This is a genomic window from Enterobacter sp. DNB-S2 (assembly GCF_019443845.1).
In the GTDB taxonomy this organism is placed as follows: Bacteria; Pseudomonadota; Gammaproteobacteria; order Enterobacterales; family Enterobacteriaceae; genus Enterobacter; species Enterobacter asburiae_B.
Genome location: NZ_CP050520.1, coordinates 1,493,435 through 1,511,927, shown reverse-complemented (window position 1 = coordinate 1,511,927; position 18,493 = coordinate 1,493,435). Strand labels below are relative to the sequence as shown.

The 18,493-nt window shown below is 55.7% G+C and carries 20 protein-coding genes; 14 read left to right on the top strand and 6 right to left on the bottom strand.

Annotated features, from left to right (window positions below; genetic code table 11):
* Window positions 1-68 precede the first annotated feature (68 nt).
* The 9 genes from thpR to panD all read left to right on the top strand — a co-directional run bounded on the left by thpR (window position 69) and on the right by panD (window position 7,007).
* On the top strand, window positions 69-623 hold the full coding sequence (gene thpR / locus HB664_RS07105; RefSeq protein ID WP_033144659.1) for an RNA 2',3'-cyclic phosphodiesterase: 555 nt from the start codon (window positions 69-71) through the stop codon (window positions 621-623).
* Window positions 613-1,317: a DNA/RNA nuclease SfsA gene (gene sfsA, locus HB664_RS07100; RefSeq protein WP_219940534.1), complete on the top strand. Its 705-nt coding sequence runs from the start codon at window positions 613-615 to the stop codon at window positions 1,315-1,317. The genes thpR and sfsA overlap by 11 nt, the downstream gene beginning before the upstream one ends.
* A 176-nt stretch (window positions 1,318-1,493) precedes the next feature.
* Complete coding sequence (gene dksA, locus HB664_RS07095; protein ID WP_001155232.1) at window positions 1,494-1,949, top strand: RNA polymerase-binding protein DksA; 456 nt, start codon at window positions 1,494-1,496, stop codon at window positions 1,947-1,949.
* Between the two features lie 59 nt (window positions 1,950-2,008).
* Window positions 2,009-2,899: a tRNA glutamyl-Q(34) synthetase GluQRS gene (gene gluQRS / locus HB664_RS07090; protein ID WP_219940533.1), complete on the top strand. Its 891-nt coding sequence runs from the start codon at window positions 2,009-2,011 to the stop codon at window positions 2,897-2,899.
* A 42-nt stretch (window positions 2,900-2,941) separates the two neighbouring features.
* Window positions 2,942-4,339 carry a polynucleotide adenylyltransferase PcnB gene (pcnB, locus tag HB664_RS07085; RefSeq protein ID WP_072162357.1) on the top strand — a complete coding sequence of 466 codons (1,398 nt, stop codon included), beginning with the start codon at window positions 2,942-2,944 and terminating at the stop codon, window positions 4,337-4,339.
* Window positions 4,336-4,815 carry a 2-amino-4-hydroxy-6-hydroxymethyldihydropteridine diphosphokinase gene (gene folK, locus HB664_RS07080; protein ID WP_143347519.1) on the top strand — a complete coding sequence of 160 codons (480 nt, stop codon included), beginning with the start codon at window positions 4,336-4,338 and terminating at the stop codon, window positions 4,813-4,815. Before pcnB ends, folK begins: the two co-directional genes overlap by 4 nt.
* Window positions 4,816-4,938: 123 nt before the next feature.
* On the top strand, window positions 4,939-5,730 hold the full coding sequence (gene panB, locus HB664_RS07075; RefSeq protein WP_047060107.1) for a 3-methyl-2-oxobutanoate hydroxymethyltransferase: 792 nt from the start codon (window positions 4,939-4,941) through the stop codon (window positions 5,728-5,730).
* Between the two features lie 11 nt (window positions 5,731-5,741).
* The gene (panC, locus tag HB664_RS07070) at window positions 5,742-6,593 is read left to right on the top strand and encodes a pantoate--beta-alanine ligase (protein WP_023310431.1); all 852 of its coding nucleotides are present in this window, start codon (window positions 5,742-5,744) and stop codon (window positions 6,591-6,593) included.
* Between the two features lie 33 nt (window positions 6,594-6,626).
* On the top strand, window positions 6,627-7,007 hold the full coding sequence (gene panD, locus HB664_RS07065) for an aspartate 1-decarboxylase (protein WP_006810068.1): 381 nt from the start codon (window positions 6,627-6,629) through the stop codon (window positions 7,005-7,007).
* 3 nt (window positions 7,008-7,010) lie between these two features.
* Here panD and HB664_RS07060 read toward each other — a convergent pair whose 3' ends face one another.
* From HB664_RS07060 to HB664_RS07045, 4 genes are all read right to left on the bottom strand, one after another.
* On the bottom strand, window positions 7,011-8,258 hold the full coding sequence (locus HB664_RS07060) for a polysaccharide deacetylase family protein (RefSeq protein ID WP_045355167.1): 1,248 nt from the start codon (window positions 8,256-8,258) through the stop codon (window positions 7,011-7,013).
* Between the two features lie 62 nt (window positions 8,259-8,320).
* Window positions 8,321-8,761: a PTS sugar transporter subunit IIA gene (locus HB664_RS07055; protein ID WP_033144654.1), complete on the bottom strand. Its 441-nt coding sequence runs from the start codon at window positions 8,759-8,761 to the stop codon at window positions 8,321-8,323.
* Between the two features lie 104 nt (window positions 8,762-8,865).
* Window positions 8,866-9,636, bottom strand: a complete 771-nt coding sequence (locus HB664_RS07050; RefSeq protein ID WP_023310428.1) for an ABC transporter permease — start codon at window positions 9,634-9,636, stop codon at window positions 8,866-8,868.
* Entirely contained in the window at window positions 9,633-10,559 is a 927-nt protein-coding gene (locus tag HB664_RS07045) for an ABC transporter ATP-binding protein (protein WP_032660633.1), read from the bottom strand. Before HB664_RS07045 ends, HB664_RS07050 begins: the two co-directional genes overlap by 4 nt.
* Window positions 10,560-10,666: 107 nt before the next feature.
* Here HB664_RS07045 and can point away from each other — a divergent pair, with 107 nt between their 5' ends.
* Window positions 10,667-11,329, top strand: a complete 663-nt coding sequence (gene can, locus HB664_RS07040; protein ID WP_008501947.1) for a carbonate dehydratase — start codon at window positions 10,667-10,669, stop codon at window positions 11,327-11,329.
* 61 nt (window positions 11,330-11,390) lie between these two features.
* Here the strand turns inward: can and hpt are convergent, their stop codons facing one another.
* On the bottom strand, window positions 11,391-11,927 hold the full coding sequence (gene hpt, locus HB664_RS07035; protein ID WP_008501948.1) for a hypoxanthine phosphoribosyltransferase: 537 nt from the start codon (window positions 11,925-11,927) through the stop codon (window positions 11,391-11,393).
* A gap of 208 nt (window positions 11,928-12,135) precedes the next feature.
* Between hpt and HB664_RS07030 the strand changes: the two genes are divergently transcribed.
* Complete coding sequence (locus HB664_RS07030; RefSeq protein WP_033144652.1) at window positions 12,136-14,526, top strand: glucose/quinate/shikimate family membrane-bound PQQ-dependent dehydrogenase; 2,391 nt, start codon at window positions 12,136-12,138, stop codon at window positions 14,524-14,526.
* Between the two features lie 105 nt (window positions 14,527-14,631).
* Here HB664_RS07030 and cueO read toward each other — a convergent pair whose 3' ends face one another.
* Window positions 14,632-16,200, bottom strand: coding sequence for a multicopper oxidase CueO (gene cueO / locus HB664_RS07025; protein WP_219940532.1), 1,569 nt, complete (start codon window positions 16,198-16,200; stop codon window positions 14,632-14,634).
* Window positions 16,201-16,345: 145 nt separating this feature from the next.
* Here cueO and HB664_RS07020 point away from each other — a divergent pair, with 145 nt between their 5' ends.
* The 3 genes from HB664_RS07020 (at window position 16,346) to speD (ending at window position 18,474) form a co-directional block, all read left to right on the top strand.
* Complete coding sequence (locus HB664_RS07020; protein WP_014882582.1) at window positions 16,346-16,693, top strand: YacC family pilotin-like protein; 348 nt, start codon at window positions 16,346-16,348, stop codon at window positions 16,691-16,693.
* Window positions 16,694-16,809: 116 nt separating this feature from the next.
* Complete coding sequence (gene speE, locus HB664_RS07015; protein ID WP_023310424.1) at window positions 16,810-17,679, top strand: polyamine aminopropyltransferase; 870 nt, start codon at window positions 16,810-16,812, stop codon at window positions 17,677-17,679.
* Entirely contained in the window at window positions 17,680-18,474 is a 795-nt protein-coding gene (speD, locus tag HB664_RS07010) for an adenosylmethionine decarboxylase (protein ID WP_032649781.1), read from the top strand.
* Window positions 18,475-18,493: the final 19 nt, after the last annotated feature.

Below are 18,493 nucleotides of genomic sequence, written 5' to 3'. Positions count from 1 at the left end.
GCTCCAGAGGGTTAACATTAGTCGGCGTACATTGTAGCATCGGCGCATATCATTACCGAGTCCTCCGTATGCCTGAGTCGAAACGGCTGTTTTTTGCCATTGAATTGCCCACCACCATACAGCGTCAAATTGTTCGCTGGCGCGCCGATTGCTTTTCGCCGGAAGCGGGCCGCCCTGTCGCGGCGGCCAACCTGCACCTGACGCTGGCCTTTTTGGGCGACGTCAGTGCCGAAAAACAGCGGGCGTTAGCCGCAATGGCCGGGCGTATTGCCCAGCCGGAATTTACGCTGCACCTCGACGATGCGGGCCAGTGGCCGCGTTCGCGCGTGGTCTGGCTGGGAACGCGCCAGCCGCCGCGCGGCTTATTGCAGCTGGCGAATATGCTGCGCGCCCAGGCGGCGCGCAGCGGCTGTTATCAGAGCCCACAGCCGTTTCATCCACATATCACGCTGCTGCGCGATGCCGGTCAGGCCGTTGCTATCCCGCCGCCGGGTTTTCACTGGGCCTTTCCGGTCAACGCATTCGCGCTTTACGAATCCGTCTTTGCACAGGGACGCACCCGCTATACGCCGCTACAGCGCTGGACGCTGGGCAACACCGAAAGGAATTCTGATGAAGTTTAGTCCTCCCCTGCAACACGCTACGCTTATCCAACGCTACAAACGCTTCCTCGCCGACGTGATCACCCCCGAAGGGGTTCATCTCACCCTGCACTGCCCCAATACCGGCGCCATGACGGGGTGTGCGACGCCGGGTGACAGGGTCTGGTATTCCACATCAGAAAATAGTAAACGCAAATATGCCCATACCTGGGAAGTGACCGAAACACAAAACGGGGCATTTATTTGCGTTAATACCCAGCGCGCAAATCAGCTGGTTAAGGAAGCGCTGACCCTTGGCGCCATTCCCGAACTGGTGGGATATGGAACGCATAAAAGTGAAGTGAAATATGGCGATGAAGGCAGCAGAATTGACTTCATGTTACAGGCGGAAGACAGGCCCGAGTGCTATATTGAAGTAAAATCAGTGACGTTAGCGGAACAGGAAAATGGCTACTTCCCGGATGCGGTAACGCTGCGTGGCCAGAAGCATCTGCGAGAGCTAATGAGTGTTGCGGCGGCGGGCAAACGCGCCGTATTGCTGTTTGCGGTGTTGCATTCAGCCATTGAACGTTTCTCCCCTGCCCGCCATATTGATCCTAAATACGCGCAATTGTTGCATGAGGCACAAAAGCAGGGGGTAGAGGTTTTCGCTTATAAAGCGGAACTTTCTGCCGATAATATGACTCTGAGATCCTCTCTTCCCATTGTCTTGTAAGGGATTAGACGATTGTCGAATAAGTGTTCTGGCCGCGTGCGCAAATACGCTTTTCCTCACAGGCTTGTCAAGTGTTACGTTTAGATAATTGCCTTACGGAAAAGCATCTGCTATTTATAGCGACCTGATTTTCCCCCCAACACGGGGATCGATAGTGCGTGTTAAGGAGAAGCAACATGCAAGAAGGGCAAAACCGTAAAACATCGTCCCTGAGTATTCTCGCCATCGCTGGGGTGGAGCCGTATCAAGAGAAGCCGGGCGAAGAGTATATGAACGAAGCCCAGCTGTCGCACTTCAAGCGTATTCTTGAAGCATGGCGTAATCAACTCAGGGATGAAGTCGATCGCACCGTTACTCATATGCAGGATGAAGCTGCCAACTTCCCGGATCCGGTAGACCGTGCCGCTCAGGAAGAAGAGTTCAGCCTCGAACTGCGTAACCGTGACCGCGAACGCAAACTGATCAAAAAGATCGAGAAAACGCTGAAAAAAGTCGAAGACGAAGATTTTGGCTACTGCGAATCCTGCGGTGTTGAAATCGGTATTCGTCGCCTGGAAGCGCGTCCAACCGCCGATCTGTGCATCGACTGTAAAACGCTGGCCGAAATCCGCGAAAAACAGATGGCCGGTTAATACCAGCGCTGTTTACACACTCCAAAGGCGGGAGTCTCTCCCGCCTTGTTACTGTTGATATGTCTGAATCACACTATATTGGGCGCTTCGCGCCATCTCCTTCCGGTGAATTACACTTCGGCTCATTAATTGCCGCGCTCGGCAGCTACCTGCAGGCTCGCGCCCGCCTGGGAAAATGGCTCGTACGCATTGAAGATATTGACCCTCCGCGTGAAGTTCCCGGTGCTGCAGAGACGATTCTGCGTCAGCTGGAACATTACGGTCTTCACTGGGATGACGAGGTGCTCTGGCAGTCAAAACGTCACGATGCCTATCGGGAACGTCTGGCCTGGCTTCGCGATCGGGGGCTTTCCTATAACTGCACCTGCACCCGCGCGCGTATCCAGAGCGTGGGAGGGGTCTATGACGGCCACTGCCGCACGCTTAATCTTTCCCCGGAAAATGCCGCCGTACGTATAAAGCAGCGCTCCCCGGTGACGCGCTTTACCGATCTCCTCTCCGGTGAGATTCATGCCGATGAACGTCTGGCGCGTGAGGATTTTATTATTCACCGCCGTGACGGCCTTTTCGCCTATAACCTGGCGGTGGTCGTCGACGATCGTTTCCAGGGCGTGACGGAAATTGTGCGCGGGGCGGATCTGGTCGAACCGACCGTGCGACAAATATCGCTGTATCACCAGTTTGGCTGGACGGCCCCGGACTACATTCATCTGCCGCTGGCGGTCAATGCGCAGGGCTTTAAATTGTCAAAGCAGAACCACGCCCCGGCCCTGCCAGACGGCGATCCGCGTCCTGTTTTGATCGACGCGCTGCGATTTCTCAACCAGAATGTAACCAACGAATGGCAGGATCTGCGTATTGACGAACTGCTGAAAATGGCCGTTGCCAACTGGACGCTCGCGGCAGTGCCAAAAATCCAGCATTCTCAAATGCGTTGCGCTGAGCTATGATTAGCCGCTTTTTTCATAACAAAACACACTACGAGGTGTACCATTTTTACCCGAGTCGCTAATTTTTGCCGTAAAGTGCTAAGCCGCGAAGAGAGCATGGCGAACGATGCTATTGCACAGCCACACATGTCGGTTATTCCGCGTGAGCAGCACACTATTTCCCGCAAAGATATCAGTGAAAATGCCCTCAAGGTGCTCTATCGTCTGAATAAAGCGGGCTACGAGGCCTATCTCGTGGGCGGTGGAGTGCGTGATTTACTGCTGGGCAAAAAACCAAAAGATTTCGACGTGACGACCAGCGCCACGCCTGAGCAGGTGCGCAAATTATTCCGCAACTGCCGTCTCGTTGGCCGCCGTTTCCGTCTGGCTCACGTGATGTTTGGCCCGGAAATCATTGAAGTGGCGACCTTCCGCGGCCACCACGAAGCGGGCGCATCCGATCGCACCACGTCACAGCGCGGCCAGAACGGCATGCTGCTGCGCGACAATATCTTCGGCTCTATCGAAGAAGATGCCCAGCGTCGCGACTTCACCATTAACAGCCTTTATTACAGCGTGGCGGATTTCACCGTGCGCGATTACGTCGGCGGCATGCAGGACCTGAAAGAAGGTCTGATCCGTCTGATTGGCACGCCGGAAACGCGCTATCGCGAAGATCCCGTGCGTATGCTGCGCGCCGTGCGTTTCGCCGCCAAGCTCAATATGCGCATCAGCCCGGAAACGGCTGAGCCTATTCCGCGTCTGGCGACGTTGATTAACGACGTGCCGCCTGCCCGCCTGTTTGAAGAGGCGCTGAAGCTGCTGCAGGCTGGCCACGGCTTTGAAACCTACAACCTGCTGCGCGAATACAACCTGTTCCAGCCCCTCTTCCCGACCATTACCCGCTACTTCACCGAAAGCGGTGACAGCCCAATGGAGCGGATGATTGCGCAGGTGCTGAAAAATACCGATACCCGTATTCGCAACGACATGCGCGTCAATCCGGCGTTCCTGTTTGCGGCGATGTTCTGGTATCCGCTGCTGGAAACGGCCCAGCGAATTACCCAGGAGAGCGGGCTTGCCTATTATGACGCCTTCGCGCTGGCCGCAAACGACGTGCTGGACGAAGGGTGCCGTACGCTCGCTATTCCAAAACGCATTACCACGCTGGTGCGCGATATCTGGCAGCTTCAGCTGCGCATGTCCCGTCGTCAGGGCAAACGCGCCTGGAAGCTGATGGAGCATCCAAAATTCCGCGCCGCCTTCGATCTGCTGTCGCTGCGTGCTGAAATTGAACGCAATCAGGAACTGCAGCGCCTGGCGCAGTGGTGGGCCGAATTCCAGGTTTCCGCCCCGCCGGAGCAAAAAGATATGCTCACCGGGCTGGATGAAGAGCCGGAACCGCGTCGCCGCCATCGCCGTCCGCGCAAACGCGCGCCGCGTCGTGAAGGGACAGCATGACCCTCGCGTATATCGCCATCGGCAGCAATTTAGCCTCTCCGCTGGAGCAGGTGAACGCTGCCGTACAGGCGCTGGGGGAGATCCCGCAAAGCAAGATCGTGGCGGTCTCCTCTTTCTACCGCACGCCGCCGCTGGGTCCGCAGGATCAGCCTGATTATCTCAATGCCGCCGTGGTGCTGGAAACTGTCCTTGATGCCGAAACGCTGCTGGATAACACCCAGCGCATCGAACTGCAGCAGGGCCGCGTACGCAAAGCCGAGCGCTGGGGACCGCGCACGCTGGACCTCGACATTATGCTGTTTGGTCACGAAACCATTAACACTGAACGTCTCACCGTTCCGCATTACGACATGAAAAACCGCGGGTTTATGCTCTGGCCGCTGTTTGAAGTGGCCCCCGATCTCATCTTCCCGGATGGCATCCCACTCCGGACCATTCTGGACAACCTCAGCGCGGAAAGACCCGCCCGCTGGTGATCCGGTTCCCCTGCCGATTAACCTCAAAATAATTGTGGCTAATCGGTTACCTAAAATCATTGTTCCCCCGAATGTTACTGTTAGAATGCGCAAAGATTCGCTTTTGGGCTATCAGGAAACAGTATGAAACCAACCACCATCTCCTTACTGCAGAAATGCAAACAGGAAAAAAAACGCTTCGCCACCATCACCGCGTATGACTACAGCTTCGCCAAACTCTTTGCCGAAGAGGGTATCAACGTCATGCTGGTCGGAGATTCGTTAGGGATGACGGTACAAGGACATGATTCCACCCTGCCGGTCACGGTTGAGGATATCGCTTACCACACGCGTGCGGTGCGCCGCGGGGCTCCAGCCTGCCTGCTGCTTTCCGATCTGCCGTTTATGGCCTATGCCACGCCGGAGCAGGCATTCGAAAACGCGGCAGTAGTCATGCGTGCTGGCGCTAACATGGTCAAAATTGAAGGCGGCGCCTGGCTGGTGGATACGGTGAAGATGCTCACCGAGCGCGCCGTGCCGGTGTGCGGCCATTTGGGCCTGACGCCGCAGTCCGTCAACATCTTTGGTGGATATAAAGTGCAGGGCCGCGGTGACGCCGCCCAGACGCTGTTTGATGATGCCCTGGCGCTGGAAGCCGCAGGCGCCCAGCTGCTGGTGCTGGAGTGCGTGCCGGTTGAGCTGGCGAAGCGTATTACTGAAGCCCTGTCGATTCCGGTGATTGGTATTGGCGCAGGCAACGTGACCGACGGTCAGATCCTGGTGATGCACGACGCCTTTGGCATCACCGGCGGGCATATTCCGAAGTTTGCCAAAAATTTCCTCACCGAAGCGGGCGACATGCGCGCTGCGGTCAGGCAGTATATTGCCGACGTTGAATCCGGTGTTTACCCGGGTGAAGAACACAGTTTCCATTAAGGAGTCTCGTTGTGCTAATCATTGAAACCCTGCCGCTGCTGCGCCAGCATATCCGTCGTGCGCGTCAGGAAGGTAAACGTATCGCATTGGTCCCGACCATGGGCAACCTGCATGACGGCCATATGAAGCTGGTTGACGAAGCAAGAGCCCGTGCAGATATCGTGGTGGTCAGTATCTTCGTTAACCCAATGCAGTTTGACCGCGCCGACGATCTGGCACGCTATCCGCGCACCCTGCAGGAAGATTGCGAGAAGCTCAAAAAACGCCATGCGGATATTGTCTTCTCTCCGGCACCGGCGGATGTCTATCCTCAGGGTACCGATGAGGCCACTTACGTTGACGTACCGGGCATTTCCACCATGCTGGAAGGCGCAAGCCGCCCGGGTCATTTCCGCGGCGTATCGACCATCGTCAGCAAGCTGTTCAACCTGGTGCAGCCGGACGTTGCCTGCTTCGGTGAGAAAGATTTCCAGCAGCTGGCGCTGATCCGCAAGATGGTTGCGGATATGGGCTACGATATCGAGATTGTCGGCGTACCGATTGTACGCGCCAAAGACGGTCTGGCGCTCAGCTCGCGAAATGGCTACCTGACCGCGGACCAGCGTAAAATCGCGCCGGGCTTAAGCAAGGTCATGAACACCATGGCAGAACAGCTGCTGGCGAAAGAGTTAACGGCCGAAGAGATTATTGCTCTGGCTGAACAGGCGCTGAACGATAAAGGCTTCCGCGCTGATGATATTCAAATTCGCGATGCCGATACGCTTCTGGAGCTTACACAGACCAGCAAACGTGCGGTCATTCTGGTGGCGGCATGGCTTGGTCAGGCCCGCCTAATCGACAACAAAGTGGTTGAACTGGCGTAGGCTTCTCTACCCGGAAGATGAAAGGTAAACGTAATGATTCGCAAAATGCTGCAAGGTAAGCTTCACCGTGTGAAAGTCACCCAGGCCGACCTGCACTATGAAGGCTCCTGCGCCATCGACCAGGATTTCCTTGATGCTGCGGGCATCCTTGAAAACGAAGCGATTGATATCTGGAACGTTAACAACGGCAAACGTTTCTCAACCTACGCCATCGCCGCCGAGCGCGGGTCTAAAATCATCTCCGTTAACGGCGCGGCAGCGCACTGCGCGGACGTGGGCGATATTGTGATTATCGCCAGCTTCGTGATGATGTCTGATGAAGAAGCGCGCCGCTGGCAGCCGAAAGTTGCCTACTTTGAAGGCGACAACGACATGAAACGTACCGCGAAGGCGATTCCGGTTCAGGTTGCTTAAGCACTATCCCTGCGGCTGATTGCTGATCAGCCGCGACATTGTCTCCAGCGAATCCGTTCTTAAGATGTACAGGCGTTTCAGTAAGAACGGATTATCCCCCGGCTTCACCTTCCCTTTCACCGTCGTCACCGCCAGATGGAAACCGGCATCATTCGCCGCCTTTATCGCTTTATTGTCGTAGCCGCCAAACGGATAGGAAAGATAGAGCACGCGTGGATTAAACTGCGCCAGCGCGCGACGCGAGCGTTCAAAATCAAACAAAATCACGTGATAGCTGCGGCTCAGTAAAATCGGGTGCTTATACCCATCCACGCGGTGCAGGAAGTGGGTGTGGGACTGAATATCGAACACATCCTGAATCCCCTTAATCTCCTGCACGCTCATAAACTGCAGCGATTTTGGATCCCACTTCTGCGGATGGCCTTTTATGCGGGAAGAGATAATAAACGCGGTTGCCTTGAAGCCGTACTCTTTCAGCACAGGATAGGCATAGCGGCTGACGGATTTCAGGCCATCGTCAAAGGTAATCACCACCGATTTTGCAGGCAGGTTCATTTTGTTACGCACGTACCCTTCAAGCTGATACATCGTCAGGGTGGTATAGCCCTGATCGCGTAGCCAGGCCATCTGGTTGTTGAACGCACGTACGCTTGTCGTTGTGGACGTATGTCGAAAGCGCGTGTTTTCTTCATCACGCAAAATATGGTGGTAGGTCAGAACCGGAAGCCCGTTATCTTCCTGCGCATCCAGGCTGCTGATCCACGCCAGACGATTGCCGATGCGGATCTGGAACCAGGTCTGATTCAGACGGTCTTTCAGTTTATTCAGTATGGGGTAGCGCAGATTGGCGCTTAACGTGCCGAACGGCGCGCTGCCGCTCGACGGCGCGTTATACACCGGCGTGTCTTTCCAGGTAATGAGGTTCTGATTGCTCAGGGGCTTATTGAGATCCCCGAGGCTGTCCTCGACGCGCTGTTTCCCCTGAACCGGCTCCAGGTGCCCCTTGTCGATAAACCCCGTGCCAAAACCGAAGCGAAATTCGTAGTAGTCCGCCGCCGCGGGCACGACGGCCAGGATCTGCCCGGCGCGCACGTTACCGACGTTAATCACGCTGTTCCCCACCTGCGCCCAGATCGCCGCGTCTTCGGTGGTTTGCATGTACTGGGCAGGCAGCGTGTGCTGACTGAGTAAACTGGCTGAGCTGACGCCGGAAATGAGCATCAATAGCAAGAAAAGAATGCGCGGTAGCATGGTGTCTTAATCGGTGCGGAAAACTGCCGCTATTGTAACAAATGAGACATCAATACCCACGTTTAATTCTTATACAAATCGTGGAGCAGGACGAAGGGAGGATTTTTTTGCTGCTGATGCCACAAGCTGCTGACGCCCGGAACGCCCTGCGCCACGATGGCCTGGCGAAACTCTGCGCTGCTTAAGGATCCACGCTGCGGATACATTAACGCCAGCAGGGAGAAGTTAATACCCGAGATCACTTCACAGCACGCGTGCTTATGGCTCAGCAACGCGGCTGCGCGGTAAGGCGCCGCGCCCGATTTATCGGTAAGAAAAATCACGCCATCACCGGTGTCCGTTTCATGCAGGGCATCGCACATCATGCGGCTCAGCATATTGGTGCTCAACCCGCGCCAGTAGTTTACCGCCCGGCATTGCACCAGCGGGCCAAATCTGGCTTCAAGCTTATCCAGCATTTCCTGCGCCTGTTCATCGTGGCAGGTGATAACCCATCCCAGCATAACTCCCTCCTTAGCAGGCAAGTAGTTTAGCGGAGTGAAGGTTAGCTTACGGTGATAACTGTCAAAGAAAGTGCCCGGCAAACAGAGCGTCGCCGGGCAAAAGATTAGCTGCGCAGCCCGCGTCCGCGCTGAATCAGCGACCAGCAGAGCAGGTAGAAGGCGATGATGAACACCACCAGCACCGCCACCGTGGTAAACAGCGGCACATCGGTGATGCCGAGGAAGCCAAAGCGGAAGCCGCTGATCATGTAGACAATCGGGTTCAGGTGCGACAGCGCCTGCCAGAACGGTGGCAGCAGCGTCAGGGAGTAGAACACCCCGCCGAGATAGGTCAGCGGCGTCAGCACGAAGGTCGGGATCAGGCTGATGTCGTCAAACGTTTTGGCGAACACGGCGTTCAGCAGACCGGCCAGCGAGAAGAGGATCGCCGTCAGGAGCAGCGTCAGCGCGACAAACAGCCACGAGTGGACCTGGAACGGCACGAAGAACAGCGAAATCGCCGTGACCAGGATCCCCACGCACAGCCCGCGCGCCACGCCGCCGCCAACATAGCCCGCGATAATGACGTGCGTCGGCACAGGCGCGACCAGAAGCTCTTCAATATTGCGCTGGAACTTAGCGCTGAAGAATGACGACGCCACGTTGGCATAGGCGTTGGTGATCACCGCCATCATAATCAGGCCCGGCACGATAAACTGCATATAGGTAAAGCCGTGCATTTCACCAATCCGGGAACCAATCAGGTTACCGAAGATGATGAAATAGAGCGTCATCGTGATGACCGGCGGCACCAGGGTTTGCACCCAGATACGCATAAAGCGGTTGATCTCTTTCGCCCAGATACTTTTCAGCGCGACCCAGTAAAGATGCGTCATGCCTTGTCTCCTTGTTTGTCATGTACCAGAGAGACAAACAGCTCTTCCAGTCGGTTCGCTTTGTTACGCATACTTAAAACCTGAATCCCCTGCGCGCTCAGCTGTGAGAACACGCTGTTAATCCCCTGCTCGCGCAGCACTTCCACTTCCAGCGTTGAGGTATCTACCAGACGATAGTTGTAACCTTCAAGTTTTGGCAGCGCGCTTTTCGCCGCCAGATCGAGAATGAAGGTTTCGGATTTCAGCTTGGAGAGCAGATTCTTCATCGAGGTGTTTTCCACCAGCTCGCCGTTCTGAATGATGCCGATATTGCGGCACAGCATTTCAGCCTCTTCCAGATAGTGGGTGGTCAGAATAATGGTGGTGCCTTTGTCGTTGAGATCTTTCAGGAAGCCCCACATGGAGCGACGAAGTTCGATATCAACACCCGCTGTCGGTTCATCGAGGATCAGCAGCTTTGGCTCGTGCATCAGCGCACGGGCAATCATCAGGCGGCGCTTCATCCCGCCGGACAACATGCGCGCGCGTTCGTTACGCTTTTCCCACAGATCGAGCTGCTTTAGGTATTTTTCGCTACGCTCCAGGGCCTCTTTACGCTCAACGCCGTAATAGCCCGCCTGGTTAACCACAATCTGCTGCACCGTCTCGAACGGGTTGAAGTTGAACTCCTGCGGAACCAGGCCCAGCTGGCGCTTGGCGTTCACCACATCTTTTTGCAGGTCGTACCCAAAGACGCTCACCCGGCCGGACGTTTTATTGACCAGCGAGCTGATAATCCCAATGGTGGTCGATTTCCCGGCCCCGTTCGGCCCCAGAAGCGCGTAAAAATCGCCGGCCTCTACTTTCAGATCTATTCCGCGTAGCGCCTGAACGCCACCCGGATAGGTTTTTTTAAGCTGCTCAAGCTCCAGTGCAATTGCCATGAAATTAACTTACCTTCAGTTCTTACACACGTTGTGTGGTTTCATTAAAAGTCGGGTTACCCTATAGTAGCGCAACGCAATAACTCGGTTACAGGTCGCTAACCTCCATGAACAACATAGATACACTCATCAGCAACAATGCACTATGGTCAAAAATGCTGGTGGAGGAAGACCCCGGATTTTTTGGAAAACTCGCGCAGGCTCAGAACCCACGCTTTCTCTGGATTGGATGTTCCGACAGCCGCGTACCGGCGGAGCGCCTGACCGGCCTTGAACCCGGCGAACTGTTTGTTCACCGCAATGTCGCCAATCTCGTGATTCACACCGATCTCAACTGTCTTTCTGTTGTTCAGTATGCCGTGGACGTTCTGCAAGTCGAGCACATCATCATTTGCGGCCATTATGGCTGCGGCGGCGTGCAGGCGGCGGTTGAAAACACGGAACTGGGGCTCATTGATAACTGGCTACTGCACATCCGCGATATCTGGTTCAAACATAGCTCACTGCTGGGCGAAATGCCGCAGGAGCGTCGTATGGATACCCTTTGCGAACTCAACGTGATGGAGCAGGTGTATAACCTGGGCCACTCAACGATCATGCAATCAGCGTGGAAACGCGGGCAGAAGGTCTCTATCCACGGCTGGGCGTACGGGATTCACGATGGCCTGCTGCGCAATCTGGAAGTGACCGCCACCAACCGCGAAACGCTGGAGCAGCGTTACCGTTCGGGGATTGCCAACCTTCAGCTTAAGCATGTAAATCATAAATAAAGCCGGGGATTTTCTCCCTCTCCCTGTGGGAGAGGGCCGGGGTGAGGACATCAGCCCTCGATTACTCGTCCAGCAGTACCACTTTCCCCACATACGGCAGATGACGATAGCGCTGCGCGTAGTCAATGCCGTAACCGACGACGAATTCGTCAGGAATCGAGAAGCCCACGAACTCTACCGGCACCTGCACTTCACGACGGTCGGGTTTATCCAGCAGCGTACAAATCGCCAGAGATTTTGGCTCGCGCAGGCTCAGGATCTCGCGCACTTTTGACAGCGTGTTGCCGGAGTCGATGATGTCCTCAACGATCAACACATCTTTGCCACGAATATCTTCATCCAGATCTTTCAGGATTTTCACATCACGGGTAGTGGACATGCCGCTGCCGTAGCTGGAGGCGGTCATAAAATCGACCTCATGGGGCACATGCACCTCACGGCACAGGTCTGCCATGAACATGAAAGAGCCGCGCAACAGACCGACCAGCACCATTTCGCTGCCGCTGTCCTTGTAATGTTCGGTGATTTGACGACCCAGTTCGGCGATACGCGCTTTGATCTCGGCTTCCGGGATCATCACTTCAACAGTATGTTTCATATTACTAACCAAATGATTTTAGTGAAAATCTCTCAATACGGATGAGTTAATATCCAGCACTGATACGCAAGCCAGCCATTATATCAGCAAATGGATAAGCCTGGCGTATGAGTTATAAAAAGCAAATATTGTGATTCCGATCACACTTGTTAATACCTATAATTAGTTGCTAGCAAATTATTAACAAAAACTGACGAGTACACTTTCTATGGCTGAAACAAACTCTAAACAGCCGCGTCTACTGGTGACATTAACAGCCGCATTCGCAGCCTTCTGCGCGCTGTATCTGTTAATCGGTGGCGTCTGGCTGGTCGCTTTAGGCGGCTCCTGGTACTACCCGATTGCGGGTCTGGTTATGGTTGGCGTAACCGTCCTGCTGTTGCGTAGAAAACAATCTGCACTGTGGCTGTATGCCGCCCTCCTCCTTGCCACCATGATCTGGGGCGTCTGGGAAGTTGGTTTTGACTTCTGGGCACTGACGCCGCGCAGCGACATCCTGGTCTTCTTCGGTATCTGGCTGATCCTGCCGTTCGTCTGGCGTCGCCTGATTGTGCCTTCCAGCGGTGCTGTGGCGGGCCTGGTTGTTGCCCTGCTGATTACCGGCGGCATTCTGACCTGGGCCGGCTTTAATGACCCGCAGGAAATCAACGGTACGCTGAACGCGGAATCCACGCCTGCGGCAGCTATCTCCCAGGTCGCTGACGGCGACTGGCCAGCGTATGGTCGTAACCAGGAAGGTCAACGTTACTCCCCGCTGAAGCAGATCAACGCGGACAACGTTAAAAACCTGAAGGAAGCCTGGGTATTCCGTACCGGCGATCTGAAGATGCCGAACGATCCGGGTGAACTGACCAACGAAGTCACGCCGATTAAAGTCGGCAATATGCTCTACCTGTGTACGGCGCACCAGCGTCTGTTCGCGCTCGACGCGGCCACCGGTAAAGAGAAATGGCACTTCGATCCGCAGCTGAATTCCAACCCGTCCTTCCAGCACGTCACCTGCCGCGGCGTCTCTTACCACGAAGCGCGTGCCGATAATGCGAGCCCGGAAGTCATTGCCGACTGTCCTCGCCGCATCATGCTGCCGGTGAACGATGGCCGTCTGTTCGCCATCAATGCCGAAACGGGCAAGCTGTGTGAAACCTTTGCCAACAAAGGGATCCTGAACCTGCAGACCAACATGCCGGACACCACGCCGGGTCTGTATGAGCCAACCTCACCGCCAATCATCACCGATAAAACTATCGTGATTGCCGGTTCGGTAACGGATAACTTCTCCACGCGTGAAACATCCGGCGTAATCCGTGGTTTCGACGTGAACACCGGTAAACTGCTGTGGGCCTTCGACCCGGGCGCGAAAGATCCCAACGCGATCCCGTCGGACGAGCACACCTTTACCTTTAACTCGCCAAACTCCTGGGCACCCGCGGCGTATGACGCGAAGCTGGACCTTGTCTATCTGCCAATGGGTGTGACCACGCCAGATATCTGGGGCGGTAACCGCACGCCGGAGCAGGAGCGTTATGCGAGCGCTATCGTGGCGCTGAATGCGACCACCGGTAAGCTGGCATGGAGCTACCAGACCGTTCACCACGATCTGTGGGATATGGATATGCCGTCCCAGCCGACGCTGGCGGACATTACCGTTGATGGCAAAACCGTTCCGGTGATTTACGCGCCGGCCAAGACGGGCAACATCTTCGTGCTGGATCGCAGCAACGGTAAGCTGGTTGTGCCAGCACCGGAAAAACCGGTTCCGCAGGGCGCGGCGAAAGGCGATTACGTCAGCAAAACCCAGCCGTTCTCTGACCTGAGCTTCCGTCCGAAGAAAGACCTCAGCGGTGCGGACATGTGGGGTGCCACCATGTTTGACCAGCTGGTGTGCCGCGTGATGTTCCACCAGCTGCGCTATGAGGGCATCTTCACGCCGCCGTCTGAGCAGGGCACGCTGGTCTTCCCGGGTAACCTGGGGATGTTCGAGTGGGGCGGGATCTCCGTTGACCCTAACCGTCAGGTGGCAATTGCCAACCCGATGGCGCTGCCGTTCGTTTCCCGCCTGATCCCACGCGGTCCGGGCAACCCAATGGAGCAGCCGAAAGACGCGAAAGGCAGCGGTACCGAAGCCGGCATTCAGCCGCAGTACGGCGTGCCGTTTGGCGTGACGCTGAACCCGTTCCTGTCGCCGTTTGGTCTGCCGTGTAAACAGCCTGCCTGGGGTTATATCTCCGGTCTGGATCTGAAGACTAACCAGATCGTATGGAAAAAACGTATTGGTACGCCACAGGACAGCATGCCGTTCCCGATGCCGGTTCCGGTGCCGTTCAATATGGGTATGCCAATGCTGGGTGGCCCAATCTCCACCGCCGGTAACGTGCTGTTCATCGCGGCAACCGCAGATAACTACCTGCGCGCGTACAACATGACCAACGGTGAAAAACTGTGGCAGGGCCGTCTGCCGGCGGGTGGCCAGGCCACGCCGATGACCTATGAGGTGAATGGCAAGCAGTACGTTGTCATCTCAGCGGGTGGTCACGGTTCGTTTGGCACCAAGATGGGCGACTACATCGTCGCGTATGCGTTGCCTGACGAAGGCAAATAAAAGCAAAACGGCAACTTCGGTTGCCGTTTTTGTGTTTGTTCCCTCTCCCTGTGGGAGAGGGTCAGGGTGAGGGCATCAGGCCGCACCTGCGACCACCCGGCTTTTTTATACCGTGAACCCCAGCATCATCCCCGTATCCTCATGCTCCAGCAGGTGGCAGTGCGCCATATAGGCAAACTCCTTCGGCGCCTCGTGGTCAAACTTCACCAGCACCTCGCTGACGCCGCCTTCCACTCTCACCGTATCTTTCCAGCCCGCGCGATGCGCATCCGGCGCTTTGCCGTTCTCTGTGAGAATGCGGAACTGGGTGCCGTGGATATGGAACGGGTGCAGCATCATGTCCCCTTCGCCTGAAATCACCCAGCGCTCGAGCTGACCTTTTGTCGCTGCAAACATCGGCGTGTTCATGTCGAACGCTTTGCCGTTGATCATGTTGGCGTTGTGGAAATCAAAGCCATGGTCGCCGTGATTCATATTCCCCATGCCGCCCATTTTGCCGTGGTCCATATTCATGTGGCCCATCATCTGGCCGTGCTGCATCCCCGCCATCGCCTTATCGCCATATTTCGCCATCAGCGCCTGCATGCCCATCATATCGAGCATCGGGTTCATGGAGAGCTGCAGCTTGCGCTGCGTAAGCCCCTCCAGCGACGGGAGGGCTGGCAGGGTGGTTAACGTATCAGGCAGCGTGCCGGATGCGGCCACCAGCAGCGGCTGAATACGCAGCACCGGATGCGGCTTATCAAACGGTGCGACCGCCATCCCCATCTGGCTCACCGGCAGCGTCACGAGGTCAAACGGCTTACCGTCGCTGATATCCACCAGCACCTCAAAGCGTTCGCCCATGAGCATCGGCAGCTCGCTCACCTTCACCGGCTCCGGCAGCAGGCCGCCGTCGCTGGCTACCACATACAGCGGGCGTTTATCGCTGGCGGCGAAATTCAGCGAGCGCGCGTTACAGCCGTTGAGCAGGCGCAGGCGCAGCCAGCCTTTCGGCGCGGCATGCTGAGGGTAAATGGCGCCGTTGGTCAGCAGCGTGTCGCCAAACCAGCCTACCGCCGCGCTCATCACGTCCAGCTGATAGTCAATTTGCCCGTCAGCGTTGAATTTCTTGTCCTGCACAATCACCGGTACATCGTCGATGCCCCACTGTTTCGGCAGGCGCAGCAGGCGGCTTTCGTCGTCTTCAATCAGCACCAGCCCCGCCAGCCCCATCGCCACCTGATGGCCCGTTTTGCCATGCTGATGCGGATGGAACCAGCAGGTCGCCGCGCGCTGATCGGGCGTAAAGGTGACGCTGCGCGTACCGCCCGCTTTGATGATGCCCTGCGGCCCGCCGTCCACCTCGCCCGGCACTTCCAGCCCGTGCCAGTGCAGCGTCGTCTCTTCGACGAGCGTGTTGTGGATATCCACCGTCACCGCTTTCCCTTTACGTAGCTGAAGCGCCGGACCGAGCAAATTGCCGTTATAGCCCCACGTCGTGGCGTTGTGCTCGCCGAACGTCGTTTTACCGGCCTGAACCACAAGCTGGATACGGCTGCGGGCGTCAGCGGTCAGTAAGTCAGGAATGGGTAAGGCAGGCCTGTCGGCCGCTAAAACCGCGCGGCTCCAGAGAGGTAATGCGCTGGCAGCCCCCAGCACAGCGGAATATTTTAAAAAATCACGACGTTGCATGTTCATTTCCTTATTTCCAGCAGGCGATCTTTTGAGCATAAACCCTCCCCTTACCGGAAGGTCAAGTAAAGCGGCAATAATAAAGATCGTCGCACCGGCATCAAGTATGCTAACGTTAATTTTCCGTGAAGAAGTGGTAGAAGCAATGAAGACGTTTTTCAGGACAATTTTGTTCGGAAGCCTGATGGCAATGTGTGCGAACAGCTATGCGCTAAGTGAAAATGAAGCGGAAGATATGGCCGATTTAACGGCGGTTTTTGTATTCCTGAAAAATGATTGTGGCTACCAGAATTTACCCAACGGGCAGATTCGCCGCGCGCTGGTCTTTTTTGCCCAGCAAAACCAGTGGGATCTCAGCAACTACGACAGCTTCGACATGAAGGCGCTCGGCGAAGACAGCTACCGTGACTTGAGCGGTATTGGTATTCCCACTGCCAAAAAATGTAAAGCGCTGGCTCGCGACTCACTCAGCCTGCTCGCCTACGTCAAATAACCTTCCCGACGCCCCCCTGTTGAACCTATAGCCGTGCAACCACGGTTATAGTTAGCTATCATGTTTCGCTCATTTTTTGTGAGCGTAACGGATGTTAACAAAGGAGGAGTCCGCGTATGGCCGACCACACGTTGTGGCATGAAACACTGCATGACCAGTTTGGTCAGTACTTTGCCGTTGATAACGTGCTCTATCATGAGAAAACCGATCACCAGGATCTCATCATCTTCGAAAACGCCGCCTTTGGCCGCGTGATGGCGCTGGACGGCGTCGTGCAAACCACCGAGCGCGACGAGTTTATCTATCACGAAATGATGACCCACGTTCCGCTGCTGGCGCACGGTCACGCGAAGCATGTCCTGATTATCGGCGGCGGCGACGGCGCAATGCTGCGTGAAGTGTCCCGCCATCGTTCCATTGAAACCATCACCATGGTGGAAATCGATGCGGGCGTCGTCTCTTTCTGCCGCCAGTATCTGCCCAACCACAATGCCGGTAGCTATGACGATCCGCGCTTTAGCCTGGTGATTGACGACGGCGTTAACTTTGTTAACCAGACCTCGCAGACCTTTGACGTCATTATCTCCGACTGCACCGACCCAATCGGCCCCGGCGCGTCGCTGTTTACCTCTTCCTTCTACGAAGGCTGCAAGCGCTGCCTGAACCCGGGCGGGATTTTTGTCGCCCAAAATGGCGTCTGCTTCCTGCAGCAGGATGAAGCGCTGGATAGCCATCGTAAGCTAAGCACCTATTTCGATGACGTCAGCTTCTATCAGGCGGCCATTCCGACGTACTACGGCGGGATCATGACCTTTGCCTGGGCGACCGATAACGACGTATTACGCCATCTCTCCACCGAAATTATTCAGGCCCGCTTCCATCAGGCCGGTCTTCAGTGCCGATACTACAATCCGGCAATTCATACCGCAGCGTTTGCCCTGCCGCAGTACCTGCAGGACGCATTATCCACTAAGGGGGTGAGCTAATTGAAAAAGCTTAAACTGCATGGCTTTAACAACCTGACGAAAAGCCTGAGTTTTTGTATTTACGATATCTGCTATGCCAAAACAGCGGAAGAACGCGATGGTTACATCGCCTATATCGACGAACTCTACAACGCCAACCGTCTGACCGAGATCCTGTCAGAAACCTGTTCCATTATTGGCGCAAACATCCTGAACATCGCCCGACAGGATTATGAACCTCAGGGCGCCAGCGTGACTATTCTGGTCAGCGAAGAGCCGGTCGATCCGAAGCTTATCGACAAAACTGAACATCCGGGCCCGCTGCCGGAAGTGGTCGTGGCCCACCTGGATAAAAGCCATATCTGCGTGCACACCTACCCGGAGAGTCACCCGGAAGGCGGGCTGTGCACGTTCCGCGCCGATATTGAAGTGTCGACCTGCGGCGTGATTTCACCGCTGAACGCGCTGAACTATTTAATCCACCAGCTGGAATCGGACATCGTCACCATTGATTATCGCGTGCGTGGTTTTACCCGCGATATCAACGGCATGAAGCATTTCATCGACCACGAGATTAACTCCATCCAGAACTTTATGTCCGAGGACATGAAATCGCTGTACGACATGATGGACGTGAACGTGTATCAGGAAAATATCTTCCATACCAAGATGTTACTTAAGGAATTCGACCTTAAGCACTATATGTTCCACACGAAGCCGGAAGATTTGAGCGAAGAAGAGCGTAAGGCGATTACTGACCTGCTCTGGAAAGAGATGCGCGAGATTTACTACGGCCGCAATATTCCGGCCGTGTAAGAGCAAGCCGGAGCAGGGA

Coding starts and splice junctions, on each gene's coding strand:
- thpR (WP_033144659.1), top strand. CDS start 69: ATGCCTGAGTCGAAACGGCTGTTTTTTGCCATTGAATTGCCCACCACC.
- sfsA (WP_219940534.1), top strand. CDS start 613: ATGAAGTTTAGTCCTCCCCTGCAACACGCTACGCTTATCCAACGCTAC.
- dksA (WP_001155232.1), top strand. CDS start 1,494: ATGCAAGAAGGGCAAAACCGTAAAACATCGTCCCTGAGTATTCTCGCC.
- gluQRS (WP_219940533.1), top strand. CDS start 2,009: ATGTCTGAATCACACTATATTGGGCGCTTCGCGCCATCTCCTTCCGGT.
- folK (WP_143347519.1), top strand. CDS start 4,336: ATGACCCTCGCGTATATCGCCATCGGCAGCAATTTAGCCTCTCCGCTG.
- panB (WP_047060107.1), top strand. CDS start 4,939: ATGAAACCAACCACCATCTCCTTACTGCAGAAATGCAAACAGGAAAAA.
- panD (WP_006810068.1), top strand. CDS start 6,627: ATGATTCGCAAAATGCTGCAAGGTAAGCTTCACCGTGTGAAAGTCACC.
- HB664_RS07060 (WP_045355167.1), bottom strand. CDS start 8,258: ATGCTACCGCGCATTCTTTTCTTGCTATTGATGCTCATTTCCGGCGTC.
- HB664_RS07055 (WP_033144654.1), bottom strand. CDS start 8,761: ATGCTGGGATGGGTTATCACCTGCCACGATGAACAGGCGCAGGAAATG.
- HB664_RS07050 (WP_023310428.1), bottom strand. CDS start 9,636: ATGACGCATCTTTACTGGGTCGCGCTGAAAAGTATCTGGGCGAAAGAG.
- HB664_RS07045 (WP_032660633.1), bottom strand. CDS start 10,559: ATGGCAATTGCACTGGAGCTTGAGCAGCTTAAAAAAACCTATCCGGGT.
- can (WP_008501947.1), top strand. CDS start 10,667: ATGAACAACATAGATACACTCATCAGCAACAATGCACTATGGTCAAAA.
- hpt (WP_008501948.1), bottom strand. CDS start 11,927: ATGAAACATACTGTTGAAGTGATGATCCCGGAAGCCGAGATCAAAGCG.
- HB664_RS07030 (WP_033144652.1), top strand. CDS start 12,136: ATGGCTGAAACAAACTCTAAACAGCCGCGTCTACTGGTGACATTAACA.
- cueO (WP_219940532.1), bottom strand. CDS start 16,200: ATGCAACGTCGTGATTTTTTAAAATATTCCGCTGTGCTGGGGGCTGCC.
- HB664_RS07020 (WP_014882582.1), top strand. CDS start 16,346: ATGAAGACGTTTTTCAGGACAATTTTGTTCGGAAGCCTGATGGCAATG.
- speE (WP_023310424.1), top strand. CDS start 16,810: ATGGCCGACCACACGTTGTGGCATGAAACACTGCATGACCAGTTTGGT.